Origin of the sequence: Enterobacter cloacae complex sp. P29RS, assembly GCF_014893445.1 — a bacterium.
Taxonomy (GTDB): Bacteria; Pseudomonadota; Gammaproteobacteria; order Enterobacterales; family Enterobacteriaceae; genus Enterobacter; species Enterobacter intestinihominis.
This window is the reverse complement of sequence record NZ_JADBPZ010000014.1, coordinates 63,826-82,172: the sequence shown is the minus strand read 5'-3', so window position 1 is coordinate 82,172 and position 18,347 is coordinate 63,826. Positions and strand designations below refer to the sequence as shown.

Below are 18,347 nucleotides of genomic sequence, written 5' to 3'. Positions count from 1 at the left end.
TGTCGGTATGGTTGAGCCGCTGAGGGAGGATTTCGCGGGCCTGATTAATGATTTCATCGTGCATGATTCAGCCTCCTGTGGTGATCTGCATGTTGCTTCTACCGGGCAGGGCGGGAGATGTTGGAAACGGCCCCGAAGGAGTCATTAGAGTTGCTACCAGCGAAGTTCCGCAGTGGGCAATAATGTCAGTTTTCGAGCGTATACTCTAAGATATCTTCAACTCGTTGATATATATAAATTTGACGAATATCGTCAGGTAGCGATTTATCCGCCAAATTAAGTTAAACTTCGTCACAGGTTTCAGTGAGTTATGGGACGGATAACAGAATGACCAGCGAAGAGGCACTTTTAAAATCAGGTTTTAGCAAACGAGATCTTCAAAAGTTAAAAAACAATATTGAAAATTACGGTGGTTCGTTTGATAGCGTAACTCATGATCTGGCCAATCGTTTTAAGGCTATGAAGTGGATAACTATTATTGCCTTCATCATACTGGCTTTAACACTTTTACTTGCATCCAAGGATACAAGCCTGACACTTGCGCTCACATTATTGATTGTACTACCTTTCATCTGGTATATAACGCCAGCAAAACTTGGCTACAAATCCTGGCGTTATCGTAAAATGCTGACTAATTCTGGGACGGGTCGCTGACGGACAACAGATCAAAAATAATCTTAGCTTTCACGCCATAACCCGCTATTTTCATTGTAAGCTGCGGGCGGCTCAGTGTGCTCACCTTTCGGTAATAGTCAGCAGGGAGATAACGAAACAGTCGCCAGGTACCAGGTCGCCGTAACAAGCCAAAAATGGTGTACGCATTAGCGGCCAGTGAAATTGATTTGTAGACACCTAACCCATTCTCACGACTAAAGCCCATAAACTCAGCTGTAGACATCGCGGCATTCGCGACCAGCCCTTCACTGGTAGTGTTGTTAGTTGCGTAGCGAGCCACTTCTTTACTGATGCTGTTTGTCCCGTCAGTAACCAGAATCGCACCAGCAAGAACCCCGAGAGGGGTCATAGTGCCTATGAGGGTAAATCCTGCGGCTATTTCAGCACCGGCCAGGACAACACTAACAGCCGAGATCACATACCCAACAATTTTGTTATTCTCTCGGATAAACTCGACTTTAGCGCAAAGCTTCGCTGCCTTCGTTCTTAATTAACGCGCTTGTTCCAGCAGGTTACTGTTTTCTTCTCTGAGAATTTTAACGCATTCCATGCATTCTTCATCTGATTTAGCCCGACGAGCTAACGTAAACTGATGTTCTATGAGGTCCCGAATTTCTTGAACAAACTTCATTCGAGTCAAACTATCGCTGAGATGAAAAGCCGACAGAGTGTTGGCTGTATTTACCAGTTTCCTGGCTTCCATATTCACCATAGTTTCCGCCCAGGCTTTATTTCTTCCATCTGAGCGCATCATGTTAAGTAATGCTGCATCCATTGTAGTTCCTCTCAATTGCTTTACCGGCCTCTGCTTAGACTGATAAACGCCCCCATGACAGCCATGCGTGCCAACGCACACACAATATAGTAGCAATGTGGTTACGGTGTCTGAAGTAGAAGTCGCTTTTTACAGCTTCGTTCCTCGGCCTACTTTACTGCGGTTAGCCAGGGCCTGTTCCAGCAGTGTACGGAACGCCGAAAGGTCACTTTTCAGGATGTCCCGGATGGATTTACCACCGATGAATCTAATAAAACAGTTAGCCGATGGGGGGTAATCACGGATACGTGATGCCGCTCTGTCGGGCTCTGTCCAATTGATATGTGCATTTGTAATGCTCAAATAGATCGGTGAAGGTCAGGTTTTTCTGCTTCTGTGTGGCGGTAAAGGCGGTAAACAACGCCAGTTGTACCACCGGGAAGCGGGGCCGGAGGAGAGATAAGGGCGGTAACTACTGTTCAAACAACGAGTTGCTGACTCAGAAAGCAAAAACCCCCGCCGAAGCGAGGGTTATAAATAAGTGGTGCCCGGACTCGGAATCGAACCAAGGACACGGGGATTTTCAATCCCCTGCTCTACCGACTGAGCTATCCGGGCAACGGGGCGCATTAAACCCGATCCTCCCTCCGACGTCAACGAAATTTGTTGTTTTCGGTGCAGACTGCACACTCTCTCACCATTTCGTCGCAAACTTAAGCGAAAAAGTGCGTCCAGAGCGCGGAAAGCGGCATCGCGAGCAGCAGGGCAGGGAGCATGTTCACCACTGCAAACATCTTAATGCCACAGATGCGCAGCCCTGTCGCCAGCAGCAGCAGGCCGCCGACGGCGGTAAAGTCCGCCATCATCGCAGGCGTCGTCAGCGGCAGGATCAGCGTGGCGCAGGTGGCCAGCGCCAGCTGTATAAGCAGCATCGGTACACAAATCGCCGCCACGGCGATGCCGAGGGTGGTGGCAAAGATGGTGGCAGTAAAGAAATCCAGAAACGCTTTCGCAATCAGTATGCTGGGATCGCCGGTCATCCCTTCCTGCATCGAACCGAATATCCCCGTGCCGCTGGCGCAGAACAGAATAATGATCGCAACGTAGTTCTGAATAAACGACTCGTGCGTGCCGTGCTTTGCCTTGCCCGGTCGGGCAATCAGATTTTTGGCTTTGCCTACCGCGTGATTAATGCCTTTTTCCAGATAGCAAAACTCGCCGATCAGCGCGCCGAGCAGTGTCGCCAGTACCATCACCGGCAGGTTGGCGCATTTCACCACTAAAAGGATACCAATCCCTAACGACGCCAGGCCAAAAATGGAGGGCATGGAGACGCGAATACGCTCCGGCAACCGCTGACTTAATACTGCCCCAAGTACACCGCCCAGCAATACGGCTCCCGCATTGATAAAGGGTCCAATCACCACGTTTAACTCCTGTTATTTAAGCACTGGCATTGCATGATTATGGCACGTCCGTCCCTGATTATGCTTAGCTTTGGGAGGCGTAACGCATACTGATTCCTTCTTGCACCTGAAAATAAAAGGTGACATGATTGCGCGAATTTTCTCCTTCCTGTCTCACCGTTCGGTGAGGGTATTTGCGCTTATGAAAACCATGAAAATTGCCGTCAGCCGTGAGCTGGTATCCAAAGTTTCTACGCATCGCGAAAAGGTTATGCTGGATAACACCGATTTCACCGATGTGGCGGCAGTCGTCATTACGGTTGTTGAAAGCTACAGCGGCATTCTTGCGTTGCTGAAGCGTACGGGCTTTCAGCTACCGGTATTTATGTTCTCAACAGAGCCAGGAGAGGTGCCAGAGGGTGTCACGGCGATCATCTCGGGTAAAGCACAGGAATTGCTGGAACTGGAATCTGCCGCCTGCCGGTATGAAGAGAACCTGCTGCCACCCTTTTTTGACACCCTGAGCCAGTATGTGGCGATGGGACACAGCACCTTTGCCTGTCCGGGTCACCAGCACGGCGCCTTTTTCAAAAAGCATCCCGCCGGGCGGCAGTTTTACGACTTCTTCGGTGAAAACGTGTTTCGTGCCGATATGTGCAATGCCGACGTGAAGCTCGGTGATTTGCTGATCCACGAAGGTTCTGCCAAGCACGCGCAAAAGTTCGCGGCGAAAGTGTTCAACGCGGATAAAACCTACTTCGTGCTGAACGGCACGTCGGCGGCCAATAAAGTGGTGACCAATGCGCTGCTGACCCGTGGCGATCTGGTGCTGTTCGATCGTAACAACCATAAGTCCAACCATCATGGGGCGCTGATCCAGGCCGGGGCAACGCCTGTCTATCTTGAGGCAGCCCGTAATCCGTTTGGTTTTATCGGCGGGATCGATGAACACTGCTTTGATGAGGCCTGGCTGCGGGAACTGATCCGTGACGTCGCGCCGCAGAAAGCCGCCGAGGCGCGCCCGTTCCGTCTGGCGATCATTCAGCTCGGCACCTACGACGGCACGATCTACAACGCCCGTCAGGTGATCGACAAGATCGGTCACCTTTGCGACTACATCCTCTTTGACTCCGCCTGGGTCGGCTACGAGCAATTTATCCCGATGATGGCGGAAACGTCTCCGCTTCTGCTGGAACTGAACGAGAACGATCCGGGAATTTTCGTGACCCAGTCGGTCCACAAACAGCAGGCCGGGTTCTCGCAAACCTCACAGATCCATAAAAAGGATAACCATATTCGCGGTCAGTCGCGCTTCTGCCCGCACAAGCGGCTGAACAATGCGTTCATGCTGCATGCCTCCACCAGCCCGTTTTACCCGCTGTTTGCGGCGCTGGACGTGAACGCCAAGATCCACGAGGGTGAGAGCGGACGCAGGTTGTGGGCTGAGTGCGTCGAGCTGGGCATTGAAGCGCGCAAGGCAATTATCGCCAACTGCAATATGATCAAACCCTTTATCCCACCGGTGGTGGCGGGGCGGCCATGGCAGGATCACCCCACGCAGGCTATCGCCAGCGAGCGTCGCTTCTTTAGTTTTGAACCGGGTGCAAAATGGCACGGTTTTGAAGGCTATGCCCGCGAGCAGTATTTCGTCGATCCGTGCAAGCTGCTGCTGACCACGCCGGGCATTGATGCGGAAACAGGGCACTATACCGATTTCGGCATTCCGGCGACCATTCTCGCCCACTACCTGCGCGAAAACGGCATTGTGCCGGAGAAGTGCGATCTCAACTCCATCCTGTTCCTGCTGACGCCAGCCGAGAGCGCGGAGAAGCTAATGCAGCTGGTGGCGATGCTGGGGCAGTTTGAACAGCATATTGAAGACGATACGCCGCTCGTGGATGTGCTGCCGACCATCTATCAGAAATACCCGGTGCGTTACCGCGACTATACGATCCGTCAGCTGTGCCAGGAGATGCACGATCTCTACGTCAGCTTTAACGTGAAGGATTTACAGAAGGCGATGTTCCGCCAGGAGAGCCTGCCTGCCGTGGTGATGAACCCGCAGGATGCCAACCAGGAGTACATTCGCGGGAATGTCGAACTGGTGCGTATTCGTGACGCCGAAGGACGCATTGCCGCCGAAGGTGCGCTGCCATACCCGCCGGGCGTGCTGTGCGTGGTACCGGGGGAAGTCTGGGGTGGAGCAGTACAGCGCTACTTCCTGGCGCTGGAAGAGGGCATTAATATGCTGCCGGGTTTCTCGCCAGAGTTGCAGGGCGTTTACAGCGAGAAGGATGCCGACGGGATCAAGCGACTGTATGGGTACGTGTTAAAGTAGGGCCCCTCACCCTAACCCTCTCCCCAAAGGGGAGAGGGGATTGCACGGAGCCGTCTTTTCACCCTCGCCCCTTTGGGGAGAGGGCCGGGGTGAGGGGAGTTAAGTCGCACTACGCCGGTACATCCTTCTCGGATGCCCAATCTTCCCGTACAGCATCTCCACCGTCAGAAAACCCACCTCCACGCAGTGTTCCAGATAGCGCCGGGTGGTGGTTTTACTCAGTCCCGTCTCGCTCACCACCTCATCCACCGTAAAGCAGTGCGCCGCCTTGTTGTTAAACAGCGTTTGCACCCGCGCCAGCGTGTTCTCCTCTATCCCTTTGCTGCCGTTGTCCAGTCGATAATTTTTCGCCTGTAGCTGATAGAGTGAATCCACGTTCTGTTGGTCGACAATCTTCCAGACGCGCTGCTGTTCGGCAAACTGCACAAAACGTTCCAGCGACTGGCTCAGGCGCTTCCAGGAAACTGGCTTGAGGATGTAGTCGAACGCGCCGTTACGAATGGCCTGGCTACAGGTGTCCATATCGCTGGCAGCGGTGATGAAAATCACCGAGCAGTTGGCGCGGGTGAGCATCGGGTTGCTGATAAGGGTGATGCCTTTGCCGTCCGGCAGATAGTTATCCAGCAGCATCAGCTTCGGCTGTTTGCTCTCCAGTTGTACCTGCGCGTCGGCCAGTGACGCGGCAATCCCCACCAGCCTCAGGCGCGGATGTTTACCGATAAGCTCCGCGTGCAGTTGCGCCAGTTCGTTCTCGTCTTCAACAATCAGTACGTCGATAAGTTCATGTTGCATAGTCGGTATCTTCCAGTTCCTGTACGGGGTGCCGGACCGTTCCCGTGGCGGGAATAAACAGTGAGAAAATGGCACCGCGTGGGGTGTTATCGGCAACTTCAATTGCACCGCCAGCCTGCGTGACGTAGCTTTCAATCAGATACAGGCCAATACCGTGATCGCCGCGCGTTTTGGTAGTGATGCCGCGCTCAAAGATCCGGTCGCGGATCTCCGGTGTGATGCCGACGCCCTGGTCGGCGACTTCAATAATCAGTTCCTGCTCGTTCAACTTTATTAGCACGTCTACCGGGGCATGCGGGAGCGGGGCGCGCTGGGTCGCTTCGATGGCGTTATCCAGCAAGTTCCCGATAATCGAGACTAGTTCCGATTCGAGCAGCGGCAGGAAGGGTTTGTCCACCCGGCAGGCCGGATCGAAGCTCAGCTCAACGCCTTTTTCACGCGCGCGGGCGGCCTTTCCAAGCAGCAAACCGCACAGCGTCGGGGAGCTAAAGCGGGACGAGATAAAGTCCAGCAGCTCCTGAGCGTGTTCCGACTGCGCCTGTATGTAGCGGATCGCCTCGTCATAACGGCCCATATGCAGCAGGCCGGACAGCGTGGTCATGCGGTTCAGCTGTTCATGGCGCATAATGCGCAGGTTATCAACATAGCGCTTCACCTGGCTGAGCTGGGCGCTGAGCGAGTCGATCTCGTTGCGATCGCGAAAGGTGATCACCCAGCCCTGCAACGCATCTTCCAGCATGATCCGCACCCGGCTGGCAATGACCGTGAGATCGTTAAAGCGACAGATCTCATCGTGGGTGTCTTTCGCAAGCATGGTTTGCGCGTTAAAGAACGGGACGGGCGCAATCACCTGGCTGATGAGTTGACCCCGCAGTTCGCGGGCGGGCTGGCGTAAGCCTAATAATTTACGCGCCGCCTGGTTAATCACCTCAATGCGGAGATCGTCGTCGATGGCAATCACCCCTTCATAAATGGATTCCATCATCGCCTTTTGCTGACGCACCAGCAGGCCGATTTCGCGCGGCTCCAGAGAGAATATCTGCTTCTTGATGCTGCGGGTGAAGAACCAGGAGAAAATAAACAGGGCGATAAGCAGCAGCACGGCGGCAATCAGGATATTAACCACCTTGCTGACGGTGATGGTGTCCAGATAGCTTGTGAGATAGCCTACCGAAACAATCCCTACCACCTGCCCGGCATCATTAAAAATGGGCGCTTTGCTGCGCAGCGAAATGCCTAACCCGCCCTTGCGGATGGTGATGGTGCTTTTGCCGTGTAATACCTCGTCGTTGTCTCCGCCAACCAGCGTTTTGCCTACCCGGTCGGCAAACACGGAATGGAAAAGATGCAGCCCTTTATTGTCACCAATCACAATAAAACTGGCGTCGCTGCGGGCGGCTATTTTCTGCATAAAGTCATGGATGCCCTGGATATCCTTTTGTTCGACTTCTTTTCGCAGAGAAGGAATAAGCGCAATTTCTTCGGCCTGTATTTTTGCGCGCGCGCTCATTTCCTGATAAAGCTGCCTGCCGACATCGACATAATAATATCCGCCCAGTAATGCGAACAGCACTGAGAAAAAGGCGACCAGCGAAATAAACAGCTTGATCTGAAACGATACTTTCATAACTATCACGCGAGATATCAACAGGTCGGCTGAATATATCATCTTTTAAGGCCAGGATGCCCGCTTTGCCGAAAACTTGTGATCCCTTGCACAGCGCAGCCTGTAAAAGATTTTTCCGAAAGTCTCATCCTCTTAAGGTTAAATGAATAAATGTTATTTCTTTGTTCAGTTAAGAAAAGAAACCATAAAAACCACGGCAATAAATAAGGCATAAATCACATTAAATAAAAGAAACCATTAAAACCATAGCGGCCATTAAAACTTCGCTTTTAATATGCCATCCCTCACATAAAGTAAGCCTTTGTGACTCTAAGCTGGACGCACAAAATAACTAAGGGGCTTATTATGAGCACAACTGACGATTCATTCTCTGTTACCCACGACCCGATTGATATTCAGCGGCCATCGCTCAAAGAGCGCTGGTGGCATATTATGGATACCTGGAAAATCGGCATTATTCCTCTGCCACTGTTCGTTCTGGCGGGCGCGCTGATTGCGATAGATTGCCTGGGCGGAAAACTGCCGAGCGACATCGTAGTCATGGTGGCCACGCTGGCCTTCTTCGGCTTTGCCTGCGGTGAGTTCGGCAAACGCCTGCCGATTGTCGGCAAGCTCGGCGCGGCGGCAATTTGCGCCACCTTTATCCCTTCCGCGTTGGTCTATTACGGCCTGCTGCCGGACGTGGTGGTCGAGTCCACGACCAAATTCTATAAATCCACCAATATTCTCTACCTCTATATCTGCTGCATTATTGTCGGCAGCATCATGAGCATGAACCGCACCGTGCTGATCCAGGGCTTCCTGCGCATCTTCTTCCCGATGCTGTGCGGTGAAATCGTCGGCATGATTGTCGGCATGGGCGTTGGACTGGCGCTGGGCCTCGAGCCGTTCCAGATCTTCTTCTTTATCATTCTGCCGATCATGGCGGGCGGCGTCGGGGAAGGGGCGATCCCGCTCTCTATCGGCTATGCCACGCTGCTGCACATGGATCAGGGCGTGGCGCTCGGCCGCGTGCTGCCGATGGTAATGCTCGGCGGCCTGACGGCGATCATCATCTCCGGTTGCCTCAACCAGCTCGGGAAACGCTACCCGCACCTGACCGGTGAAGGCCAGCTGATGCCTAACCGCGCCAACGCCGATGCCACCGTCTCTCAACCCGCGTTCTCCGGCAAAGCGGATGTGACCACCATCGCCTCCGGCGCGCTGCTGGCGGTGCTGCTGTACATGCTGGGCATGCTCGGTCACAAGCTGATTGGTCTGCCAGCGCCGGTCGGTATGCTGTTTATGGCGGTGCTGGTGAAGCTCTGTAATGGCGCCTCTCCGCGTCTGCTGGAAGGTTCTCAGGTGGTGTACAAATTCTTCCAGACCTCCGTGACCTACCCGATTCTCTTCGCCGTTGGCGTGGCGATTACCCCATGGCATGAACTGGTGGCGGCGTTCACCGTCAGCAACCTGCTGGTGATTATCAGCACCGTTTCCGCGCTGGTGGCAACCGGATTCTTCGTTGGCAAAAAGATTGGTATGCACCCGATTGATGTCGCCATCGTCTCCTGCTGTCAGAGCGGGCAGGGCGGTACCGGTGACGTGGCGATCCTGACCGCAGGCAACCGCATGAGCCTGATGCCATTCGCCCAGATTGCTACCCGTATCGGCGGGGCGATTAACGTCTCTGTCTCACTGCTGATTCTGGGCAACTTCCTCGTTTAAGTTTTCAGGAAAGAACAATGAAACTCGCAAGCTTTTTATACCAGGGTAAACGCAGCTACGGCATCGTTCAGGCCGAGGGCGTGATTGATTTAGGCCGCCGCCTGGGCGACCGCTATGGCGACCTTAAAGCGCTGTTGCAGGGGAACGGGCTGGCGCAGGCCACCCGTTTTCTGAACGACGCGGTGGATGTACCGCTGAACGCCATCACCTTCTTACCGGTGATTGTCCAGCCGGAAAAAATTCTCTGCGTGGGCATGAACTATGCCGACAAGCGCAAGGAGTTTGATCAGCATAACCCGGCCCCGACCCTGTTTGTCCGCTTCCCTGATTCACAGACCGGCCACAACGAGCCGGTGCTGAAGCCGCGCCACTCCAGCGAGTTCGACTACGAAGGCGAGCTGGCGGTGATCATCGGCAAAGGCGGGGAGAACATCAGCCGCGACGACGCCCTGCGCCACGTGGCGGGCTACAGCTGCTACATGGACGGCTCCGCCCGCGACTGGCAGCACACCTGGTTCACCGCCGGGAAAAACTGGCGGCAGACCGGGGCGTTCGGCCCGTGGATGGCGACGGCGGATGAGATCCCGGACCCGCACAGCCTGGCGATCCGCACCTGGCTGAACGGCCACATGGTGCAGGAGGACAACACCAGCAGCATGATCCACAAGGTGGCGGAGCTGATCGAGTACATCAGCACCTTCACCCGTCTCAGCCCGGGCGACGTGATCATCACCGGCTCGCCTGGCGGGGTGGGTAAAAAGCGCAACCCGCCACTGTTTATGAAGGAGGGGGATCGCATTGAGGTGGAGATCGAACATATCGGTCATCTGAGCAACGTGATCGTGGAAGCGCCAGCCGTCGGGCTCGCGGCAGCGCACTGAGTAAGGCGGCAGCATGCAATCGCAACCCATTGATTTTCGCCACACCGTTGTGGCGAAACACCCGGAACGCTTAAGCCAGATCCGCTACCTGCTGGCAGACAGCGGCCTTGGCCTGGACAACGACATCACGCTGTTTGTTGAAGCCTGGTCCGGCGCGCAGCTGGTGGGTTGCGCCGGGCTTGCTGCCAACGTCATCAAGTGCGTCGCGGTCAACGAGCAGCTTCGTGGGGAAAACCTCAGCGCGCGTCTGCTGGCAGAGGTGGAAAATGCGGCGCTGGAGCGCGGCCATTTTCACCTCTTCCTCTGCACCCGTCCGTGTAATAAGGAGCGCTTTGGCCGCAGCGGTTTCTGGCCGGTTGCCCAGAGCGGGAACAACGCGGTGCTAATGGAGAACACTCCGCAAGGGATCGTGCGCTACTGCCGATCCCTGCGCGCTAGCCGCAAGTGTGGGGAGAAGATTGGTGCCATCGTGATGAACGCCAACCCGTTCACCCTCGGTCACCGTCATCTGGTGGAGCAGGCGGCGGCGCAGTGCGATGCTCTGCATCTGTTCGTGGTGCGTGAAGACGCCTCGTTCTTCCCGTTCAGCGCGCGCCTTGAGATGGTGCGTGCGGGCGTGGCGCATCTGCCGAACGTGGTGGTGCATGAAGGCTCGCAGTACATCATCTCCCGCGCCACGTTTCCGGCCTACTTCCTGAAGGAGACCGGCAAAGTGCAGCAGGCATGGAGCGAGATCGACGTGCTGATCTTCCGGGACTTTATCGCCCCGGCGCTGGGCATCACGCACCGTTTTATTGGTTCGGAACCGTTCTGCGATATCACCCGCCAGTACAACCAGACGCTGCACGATCTGCTGGCCTCGCACATCGACGTGGTGGAAATGCCGCGCATCAAAGCCACCGGCAACGCCATTTCGGCCTCGGAAGTGCGCCGTTTACTCAAGACACAGCAGTTTTCCCGGATCCGGGAGATTGTCCCGGACTCCACCTTCGCGCACCTCGAAGCACATTATCGTGCGAGTGCGGAAGTCGCATAACTATCAGGAATTTATCATGAATATTGTAAGGGAGGCGCTGGCCGGAACGCAGGAGTCCAGCGACCTGATGGTGAAAATCGCCCCCGCTCACGGTGAGCTGGAGATTGTCATCCACAGTGAAGTGATTAAGCAGTTTGGCGAGCAAATACGCCAGGTGGTCAACGACACATTGCGCGCCATGAACGTGCACCAGGGATTAATCATTATTGAAGACAAAGGGGCGCTGGACTGTGTGATCCGCGCCCGCCTGCAAAGCGCGCTTCTGCGTGCAGCCGATGAACAGGCCATCAACTGGGGGGCGCTGAAATGAGCAAACTCCGCCGCAGTATGCTGTTCCTGCCGGGCGCCAATGCCGCCATGCTCTCCACCGCCTTTATCTACCGCCCCGACTCCATCATGTTTGACCTTGAGGACGCCGTGGCCCTGCGCGAGAAAGACACCGCACGCATGCTGGTGTTCCACGCGTTGCAGCACCCGATGTATCAGGATATCGAAACCGTGGTGCGTATTAACCCGCTGAGCACGCCGTTTGGCCTGCTGGATCTGGAGGCCGCCGTACGCGCGGGCGTAGACGTGATTCGCCTGCCAAAAACCGACACCCCGGACGATATCTACGAGCTGGAGGACCACCTCGAGCGCATTGAGCAGGAGTGCGGGCGTGAAGTAGGTTCCACCCGCGTGATGGCGGCGATTGAATCGGCCATTGGCGTCATCAACGCCGTGGCGATTGCCCGCAGCTCCCCGCGCCTTATCGGCATCGCGCTGGCCGCCTTTGACTACGTAATGGACATGCAGACCGAGCGCGGCGACGGCACCGAGCTGTTCTACGCCCGCTGCGCCGTGCTGCACGCCGCCCGCGCTGCGGGCATCGACGCTTTCGACGTGGTGTGGTCAGACGTTAACGACGAAGCCGGGTTCCTGCGCGAGGTCGATCTGATCCGCAAGATGGGCTTTAACGGCAAATCGCTGATTAACCCGCGCCAGATTGACCTGCTGCACAACGCCTACGCCCCGACTCAGGAAGAGGTGGATCACGCGAAACGGGTGATTGAAGCGGCAGAAGAGGGCGAGCGTAACGGCCTGGGCGTGGTCTCGCTCAACGGCAAAATGGTGGATGCACCGATTATTAACCACGCGCAGGTGGTGCTGGAGCGCGCGGCGGCCTCCGGCGTGCGTCGGTAAGGATGACATAATGAATCAGACAGAACTTCTCCATGTGAATTTCCCCCATCTGCGGGATCTGAAGCCCTTTGATACCGCCCACAGCGCGACGCCGTGGCTGGCGGACAGCGAGGCGAAACACAACCGTAAGCTTTGCGCCTCCCTCGAAGAAGCCGTCATGCGCAGCGGCTTGCAGGACGGGATGACCATCTCTTTCCACCATGCCTTTCGCGAAGGCGACCGGGTGATCAACACCGTTGTGGCGCTGCTGGCGCGGATGGGTTTTAAAAATTTGACCCTGGCCTCCAGCTCGCTGATGACCTGCAACGACGCGCTGATCGAGCATATTCAAAACGGCGTGATCGCCCGAATTTACACCTCCGGTATGCGCGGCAGGCTGGCGGAGGCCATCTCCCACGGGCTGATGGACGAGCCGGTACAAATTCACTCCCACGGCGGGCGCGTGAAGCTGCTCCAGGATGGCGAGCTGAATATCGACGTGGCATTTCTTGGCGTGCCGTGCAGCGATGAGTTTGGCAACGCCAACGGCACGCAGGGCAAATCGTGCTGCGGTTCGCTGGGCTACGCCATGGTGGACGCACACTTTGCCCGTAAGGTGGTGCTGCTGACCGAAGAGCTGGTGCCGTTCCCGAATATGCCCGCCAGCCTGGTGCAGGATCAGGTGGACTACATCGTGCAGGTGGAGAGCGTGGGCGACCCGGCGAAAATCAGCGTCGGTGCGGCGCGCGTCACCAGCAACCCGCGCGAGCTGATGATTGCCCGCTATGCGGCGGACGTGATTGAACACTCTGGTTACTTTAAACCGGGCTTCTCGATGCAGACCGGCTCCGGCGCGGCGGCGACCGCCTGCACCCGCTTTATGGAAGAGAAGATGGAGCGCAGCGGCGTGAAGGCGCGCTTCGCCCTTGGCGGTATCACCGGCAGCCTGGTGGATTTGCACGAGAAGGGGCTCATCGAAAAGCTGCTCGACACCCAGTGCTTTGACGGCCAGGCGGCGGCCTCGCTGGCGCGCAACCCGAACCACGTGGAGATCTCCACCAACGTCTACGCCAACCCCGGCAGCAAGGCGGCAAGCTGCGACCAGCTCGACGTGGTGATCCTCAGCGCGCTGGAAATCGACGTCGATTTTAACGTCAACGTCATCACCGGATCCGACGGCGTGATGCGCGGCGCATCCGGCGGGCACTGCGACGTGGCGTCGGCAGCCAACCTGACCATTGTGGTCGCGCCGCTGCTGCGAAGCCGCATCCCGACCGTTGTGAAGCGCGTTACCACGCGCCTCACGCCGGGGGAGAGCATTGACGTGCTGGTCACCGACCACGGTATTGCGGTCAACCCGGCGCGCCCGGAGATCCGCGAACGACTCATGGAAGCAGGCCTGAAGGTTGTAGATATCAACGCGCTCTATGAGCGGGCGATTTCCCTGACCGGCGTACCGAAACCGATTGAGTTCACCGACAAAATTGTCGGGGTGATCCGCTACCGCGACGGCAGCGTGATCGACACCGTTCGACAGGTAAAGGAGTGAATATGACTATTGCGACACCCGTGCGGACGGGTGTCAGCCTGGACGCGCTGCTGGCGGCGAAAGAGCGCCGCGCAGCCCGTCAGGCTGACTGGCTTACGCACCATCAACAACCGGTGATCTCCCTAACGCTGGTCACGCCCGGGCAAATTAAAGACAGCCTGCGCTATCGCAACACCATGGGCGTGGCGTTACAGATGTGCGACCAGCTGCTGTGGGAAAACCGCTGGCAGGTGCTGGACCGCCAGGTGCTCTGGCTACCCACCGGACCTGAAGCGCTGTGGTGCGTCGCGCATCCGGCGGCGGAAATTAAAGCGCACTGTGCTGAACTGGAGCAGACGCACCCGCTCGGCAGACTGTGGGATCTGGATGTGATCTGCCCTGAAAACGGCCACGTTGGCCGTCAGTCGTTGGGTTCACACCTCAGGCGCTGTCTGATTTGCGACGAGCCTGCCCACGCTTGTTCCCGTTCTCGGCACCATCCCGTTGAGCAGGTGGTTTCCCGCGTGGAGAAAATGATAGATGACTGGTTTGCTCGCGACTAAACCGCGCCCGGTTGATGTTCCTGCGCTTGCCGCAGAGGCGCTGTGGCAGGAGCTGGAGCTGACGCCCAAACCGGGGCTGGTGGACAGGCTCAATAACGGCTCCCATCGCGATATGGACCATACCTTATTCCTCCGCAGCATTGCGGCGATTACGCCGTGGTTTGCCCGTTTTGCGGAACTGGGTGAAGCACATGCGGCCAAACCTGCCGATCAGCAGTTGCGGATTATCCGCCCGATGGGAATGGCCTGTGAGCAGGCAATGTACGCCGCCACGGGCGGGGTGAACACGCACAAGGGCGGGATTTTTGCCCTTGGTTTGCTCTGCTTCGCCGCCGGACGTGTAAAAAATATCTCTGCGGATAGCCTCTGTTGTGAGGTAAGTAACATCTGTCGTGGGCTGGTGGCGCGGGAACTGGGCGGGCGCAGCGGGCAGGCAACGGCGGGAGAGCGACAGTTTCAACAGTACGGTTTAACCGGCGCGCGCGGTGAGGCAGAAAGCGGCTTCAGCACGGTGCGTAAGGCGTTGGCTCAGTGGAAGGGAAACACCCTTCATGACCTGTTATTGCGCCTGATGGCCATCAACCAGGACAGTAATCTCGTTTCGCGCGGCGGCACTGAAGGGCTGCGCTACGTCCAGGGTTATGCGCAGGAGCTGCTGGCGAACGGCTGGGATCAGGATGCGTTACTTAGGATGGATAACGCGTTGATTGAACGAAACCTGAGTCCGGGCGGCAGCGCGGATTTGCTGTCGGTGGGGTGGGTGCTGTCTGGAATAAAATAGCCGGGTGGCGCTAACGCTTACCCGGCCTACGGTTTGCGGTTTGTAGGCCCGGTAAGGCGAAGCCGCCACCGGGCACAACAATCAATGCGCGATCGGCTGCGCACCGTGTGGTTCGCGTACGTGCTTGTACTTGAACAGCACGATGAACGCGAAGAACAGCACCAGTGAGTACCCGGCGAAGATCAGCCACACTGGCTGCCAGTTGGTGATGCCGTTGGTGGTATACATCTCAACCACTTTACCGCTCACCACGCCGCCCAGAATACAGCCGAAGCCGTTGGTCATCATCAGGAACATGCCCTGCGCGCTGGCGCGAATTTCAGGTTTCACCTCTTTTTCTACAAACACCGAGCCGGAGATGTTGAAGAAGTCGAAGGCGCAGCCGTAAACAATCATCGACAGAACCAGCAGCACGGTGCCGAACGCGCTTGGGTCGCCGTAGGCGAACAGACCGAAGCGCAACATCCAGGCAGCGATACTGATCAGCATGACGTTCTTGATGCCGTAGCGGCTCAGGAAGAACGGGATGGTCAGGATGAACAGCGTCTCAGAGATCTGCGAGATGGACATCATCACCGACGCGTGTTCAACGATAAAGCTCCCGGCAAACAGCGGATCGTTATCGAAGCTGTGCAGGAAGGTATTACCGAACATGTTGGTGATTTGCAGTTCCGCGCCCAGCAGCATGGAGAAAATAAAGAAGATCGCCATGCGCTTGTTTTTGAACAGGGCGAAGGCGTCCAGGCCAAGCATGGTGCTCCAGCTCTGGTTTTTCTGCTGGTTAGAAACCGGAATGGTGGGCAGCGTCAGGGTGAACAGCGCCAGCAGCACGGAGAGCGCGGCACCAATATACAGCTGCATGTGGCTCAGCTCGAAGCCCGCGAAGCTCACGCCCCACATTGCCATGATAAAGCCGATGGTGCCCCAGATACGGATTGGCGGGAAGTCGGTGACGATATCCAGACCGGCAGATTTCAGGCGGTAGTAGGAGATGGTGTTGATCAGGCCAAGCGTTGGCATATACGCCAGCGAGTTAAGCAGGATCACCATAAACATCGCCCCCGGCGTGGTCACTTCGGCCGCCATAAACAGCGTCCCCGCACCCACCAGATGGCAAAGCATATACAGCCATTTCGCACTTAACCATTTATCCGCCACGATACCGAGCAGCGTTGGCATGAAAACAGCCGCAATACCCAGCGAGCTGTAGACGGCACCGATTGACGCACCATCGAACTTGAGCGTCACAAACATATAGGAGCCGAGTGTAGTCAGCCAGCTACCCCACAGGCAGAACTGCAGAAACGACAAGATTTTAAGCTGCAGCTTAAGGTTCATGTTACTTTCCTCACAAGTGAGCGGGAGATATGTTGTTATAGGAACATTCAGGGTTGTTATTTGATGCAATTCTATCAGTTGGCAACGATATGTTTTGTTACCTCCCGCAAAAAAATGCAATCCACATTAATTTGCAGTTTGGATTGTGATGCAAATAGCATTTTTGTATGGGTGGGATGAGATGGGTGCGGTCTGATGCCCCCTCACCCCAAAGGGGAGAGGGAACTTGAACACCCTCTCCCCATTGGGGAGAGGGTAGGGTGAGGGGTGGTGTTGGTTTCTAGCGGCGACGGTAGTTCTTCTGCGCCGTATTCACCTTATACAGATAGCGGCGGGATTCCGCAGACGGGTGGCGAGTGGTCAGCGTGGAGTACACGTCCCCCGGCGCCATGCTGTTGATGATGTTCGCGGCCTGAACTTTATCGTTCGAGAAGACGCGCAGGACGCTGCCCGCACCGCCGTTGTAGGCGGTGATCACCGCATAGCGACGTGAAGTCGGGTTATCGATCCCGCCGAGATAGACATTGTTCAGCATCGCCAGATAGGCCGTGCCGGTATCAATGTTGCTTTGCGGATCGAACAGGTAGCTGCGGCTCGGCGTACCGGATTTCCCCTGCGCGCGGAACACGTCTTTACCGGCGCTGTGCTGCACAACCTGCATCAGCCCCAGCGCGTCGGAACGGCTCACCGCATACGGGTTGAACGAGGATTCGGTCTGCATAATCGCCAGGATCAGCGACTCATCCACGCCATACTTACGCGACGCCTGACGCACCATGCCCAGATACTTATGCGCACGCTTGTCGAGGTGGTTCGGCACCAGGTTGATCGTAACGCTATAGATCACCTTCAGGCCATTGGTGCGGCTTTTCAGGCGCGTTTGCAGCAAATAGTCTGCGAAGTTCGTCGCGCGACCTTCCCAGCGAATCGGCTGACCGGTCTGGTCAACGACCTGCCCATACAGGAACGGCTCTTTGGAGATAGTAATGTCATCGGCATCAGAGTAGAGATCGATAGATCCCGGATCGTCGCCCATCAGCAAGGTTTTGATGATGGCCTGACGTAAATGCGCCGCAGGTTCAGTCCCCGCGATGGTTTCAATCGTAATCGTACCGTCATCGAAGTTGATGTGGCTACGGGTCTGATAGGCGTCGGTATACTTAACGTAGTCCTTCGGTCCGGCAATAAGAACTTCGTTAAATCCCCATATGTTCTCGATGTTATGGGCAAACTGCCCCATCAAAATGTCAAAACCGTTGGTGTCCTTAACCCAGGCTTCGTTATAGCTATCGCCCTTTTTGGAAGAACAAGACACAAGCAACGGCGCAACAAGTGCTAGCGCTAATAGTTTTTTCATCATTCCGGGAGTGCGTGTTGTGTTTGCTTTGAGGTTGCTGTTGCCGGGTGGCGCTGCGCTTACCCGGCCTACATAACCGTAGGCCCGTGCAAGCGCAGCGCCGCCGGGCAGCAGCCGCAGAGTATTATTTTTCCGGTGGCGTATAGCCTTCGATGTGGACGTCTTTACCCTCGAACAGGAAGTTCACCATCTCCTGCTCCAGCAGCTTGCGGTGTTCCGGGTTCATCATGCTGAGCTTTTTCTCGTTGATCAGCATGGTCTGTTTTTTCTGCCACTGTCCCCAGGCTTCTTTGGAGATCTCGTTGTAAATGCGTTTACCCAGGTCGCCCGGGTAGAGCTGGAAATCCTGGCCTTCAGCGTCGCGCTGCAGGAAAGTACAAAAAATGGTTCTGGCCATACTCAT

The 18,347-nt window shown here is 56.2% G+C and carries 16 protein-coding genes, 1 tRNA gene and 1 pseudogene; 10 read left to right on the top strand and 8 right to left on the bottom strand.

What is annotated here, in order from left to right:
- Positions 1–327: 327 nt before the first annotated feature.
- Positions 328–654: a hypothetical protein gene (locus tag IM282_RS12455; RefSeq protein ID WP_023298582.1), complete on the top strand. Its 327-nt coding sequence runs from the start codon at positions 328–330 to the stop codon at positions 652–654.
- Here IM282_RS12455 and IM282_RS12450 read toward each other — a convergent pair.
- From IM282_RS12450 to IM282_RS12440, 3 genes and pseudogenes are all read right to left on the bottom strand, one after another.
- Positions 632–1,450, bottom strand: a pseudogene (locus IM282_RS12450) (DUF4225 domain-containing protein). The gene IM282_RS12455 and the pseudogene IM282_RS12450 overlap by 23 nt on opposite strands.
- A gap of 521 nt (positions 1,451–1,971) precedes the next feature.
- Positions 1,972–2,047, bottom strand: a tRNA-Phe gene (locus IM282_RS12445).
- Positions 2,048–2,142: 95 nt separating this feature from the next.
- A complete protein-coding gene (locus tag IM282_RS12440; protein ID WP_003862452.1) occupies positions 2,143–2,856 on the bottom strand; it encodes a DUF554 domain-containing protein in 714 nt (237 codons plus the stop codon).
- 181 nt (positions 2,857–3,037) lie between these two features.
- On the opposite strand from IM282_RS12440, the gene IM282_RS12435 reads away from it, so the two are divergent.
- Complete coding sequence (locus tag IM282_RS12435) at positions 3,038–5,173, top strand: ornithine decarboxylase (RefSeq protein ID WP_192970446.1); 2,136 nt, start codon at positions 3,038–3,040, stop codon at positions 5,171–5,173.
- 99 nt (positions 5,174–5,272) lie between these two features.
- On the opposite strand, the gene IM282_RS12430 is transcribed toward IM282_RS12435, so the two are convergent.
- Together IM282_RS12430 and IM282_RS12425 are read right to left on the bottom strand one after the other, a co-directional pair.
- Complete coding sequence (locus IM282_RS12430; protein ID WP_022649373.1) at positions 5,273–5,965, bottom strand: response regulator; 693 nt, start codon at positions 5,963–5,965, stop codon at positions 5,273–5,275.
- Positions 5,955–7,592, bottom strand: coding sequence for a sensor histidine kinase (locus IM282_RS12425; protein ID WP_022649372.1), 1,638 nt, complete (start codon positions 7,590–7,592; stop codon positions 5,955–5,957). The genes IM282_RS12430 and IM282_RS12425 overlap by 11 nt, the downstream gene beginning before the upstream one ends.
- 345 nt (positions 7,593–7,937) lie before the next feature.
- Between IM282_RS12425 and IM282_RS12420 the strand changes: the two genes are divergently transcribed.
- Genes IM282_RS12420 through citG form a run of 8 tightly spaced genes read left to right on the top strand, consistent with a single transcriptional unit; the run spans position 7,938 to position 15,249 of the window.
- On the top strand, positions 7,938–9,299 hold the full coding sequence (locus IM282_RS12420) for a 2-hydroxycarboxylate transporter family protein (protein ID WP_022649371.1): 1,362 nt from the start codon (positions 7,938–7,940) through the stop codon (positions 9,297–9,299).
- A gap of 17 nt (positions 9,300–9,316) precedes the next feature.
- Positions 9,317–10,180, top strand: a complete 864-nt coding sequence (locus IM282_RS12415; RefSeq protein WP_192970445.1) for a fumarylacetoacetate hydrolase family protein — start codon at positions 9,317–9,319, stop codon at positions 10,178–10,180.
- A gap of 13 nt (positions 10,181–10,193) precedes the next feature.
- Positions 10,194–11,216: a [citrate (pro-3S)-lyase] ligase gene (gene citC, locus IM282_RS12410; protein WP_022649369.1), complete on the top strand. Its 1,023-nt coding sequence runs from the start codon at positions 10,194–10,196 to the stop codon at positions 11,214–11,216.
- A gap of 16 nt (positions 11,217–11,232) precedes the next feature.
- Complete coding sequence (gene citD, locus IM282_RS12405; protein WP_017382935.1) at positions 11,233–11,526, top strand: citrate lyase acyl carrier protein; 294 nt, start codon at positions 11,233–11,235, stop codon at positions 11,524–11,526.
- The gene (gene citE, locus IM282_RS12400) at positions 11,523–12,398 is read left to right on the top strand and encodes a citrate (pro-3S)-lyase subunit beta (RefSeq protein ID WP_192970444.1); all 876 of its coding nucleotides are present in this window, start codon (positions 11,523–11,525) and stop codon (positions 12,396–12,398) included. Before citD ends, citE begins: the two co-directional genes overlap by 4 nt.
- Positions 12,399–12,408: 10 nt before the next feature.
- Positions 12,409–13,926, top strand: coding sequence for a citrate lyase subunit alpha (citF, locus tag IM282_RS12395; RefSeq protein ID WP_023298575.1), 1,518 nt, complete (start codon positions 12,409–12,411; stop codon positions 13,924–13,926).
- A gap of 2 nt (positions 13,927–13,928) precedes the next feature.
- Complete coding sequence (gene citX / locus IM282_RS12390) at positions 13,929–14,468, top strand: citrate lyase holo-[acyl-carrier protein] synthase (protein WP_022649366.1); 540 nt, start codon at positions 13,929–13,931, stop codon at positions 14,466–14,468.
- Positions 14,446–15,249, top strand: a complete 804-nt coding sequence (gene citG / locus IM282_RS12385; RefSeq protein WP_022649365.1) for a triphosphoribosyl-dephospho-CoA synthase CitG — start codon at positions 14,446–14,448, stop codon at positions 15,247–15,249. The genes citX and citG overlap by 23 nt, the downstream gene beginning before the upstream one ends.
- Positions 15,250–15,330: 81 nt before the next feature.
- On the opposite strand, the gene IM282_RS12380 is transcribed toward citG, so the two are convergent.
- The 3 genes from IM282_RS12380 to IM282_RS12370 all read right to left on the bottom strand — a co-directional run bounded on the left by IM282_RS12380 (position 15,331) and on the right by IM282_RS12370 (position 18,341).
- A complete protein-coding gene (locus IM282_RS12380; RefSeq protein ID WP_022649364.1) occupies positions 15,331–16,587 on the bottom strand; it encodes a nucleoside permease in 1,257 nt (418 codons plus the stop codon).
- Between the two features lie 280 nt (positions 16,588–16,867).
- Positions 16,868–17,944 (bottom strand): membrane-bound lytic murein transglycosylase MltC, encoded by a 1,077-nt coding sequence (gene mltC / locus IM282_RS12375; RefSeq protein ID WP_032621902.1) that lies wholly within the window; start codon positions 17,942–17,944, stop codon positions 16,868–16,870.
- A 124-nt stretch (positions 17,945–18,068) separates the two neighbouring features.
- A complete protein-coding gene (locus tag IM282_RS12370) occupies positions 18,069–18,341 on the bottom strand; it encodes an oxidative damage protection protein (protein ID WP_003862425.1) in 273 nt (90 codons plus the stop codon).
- Positions 18,342–18,347 lie beyond the last annotated feature (6 nt).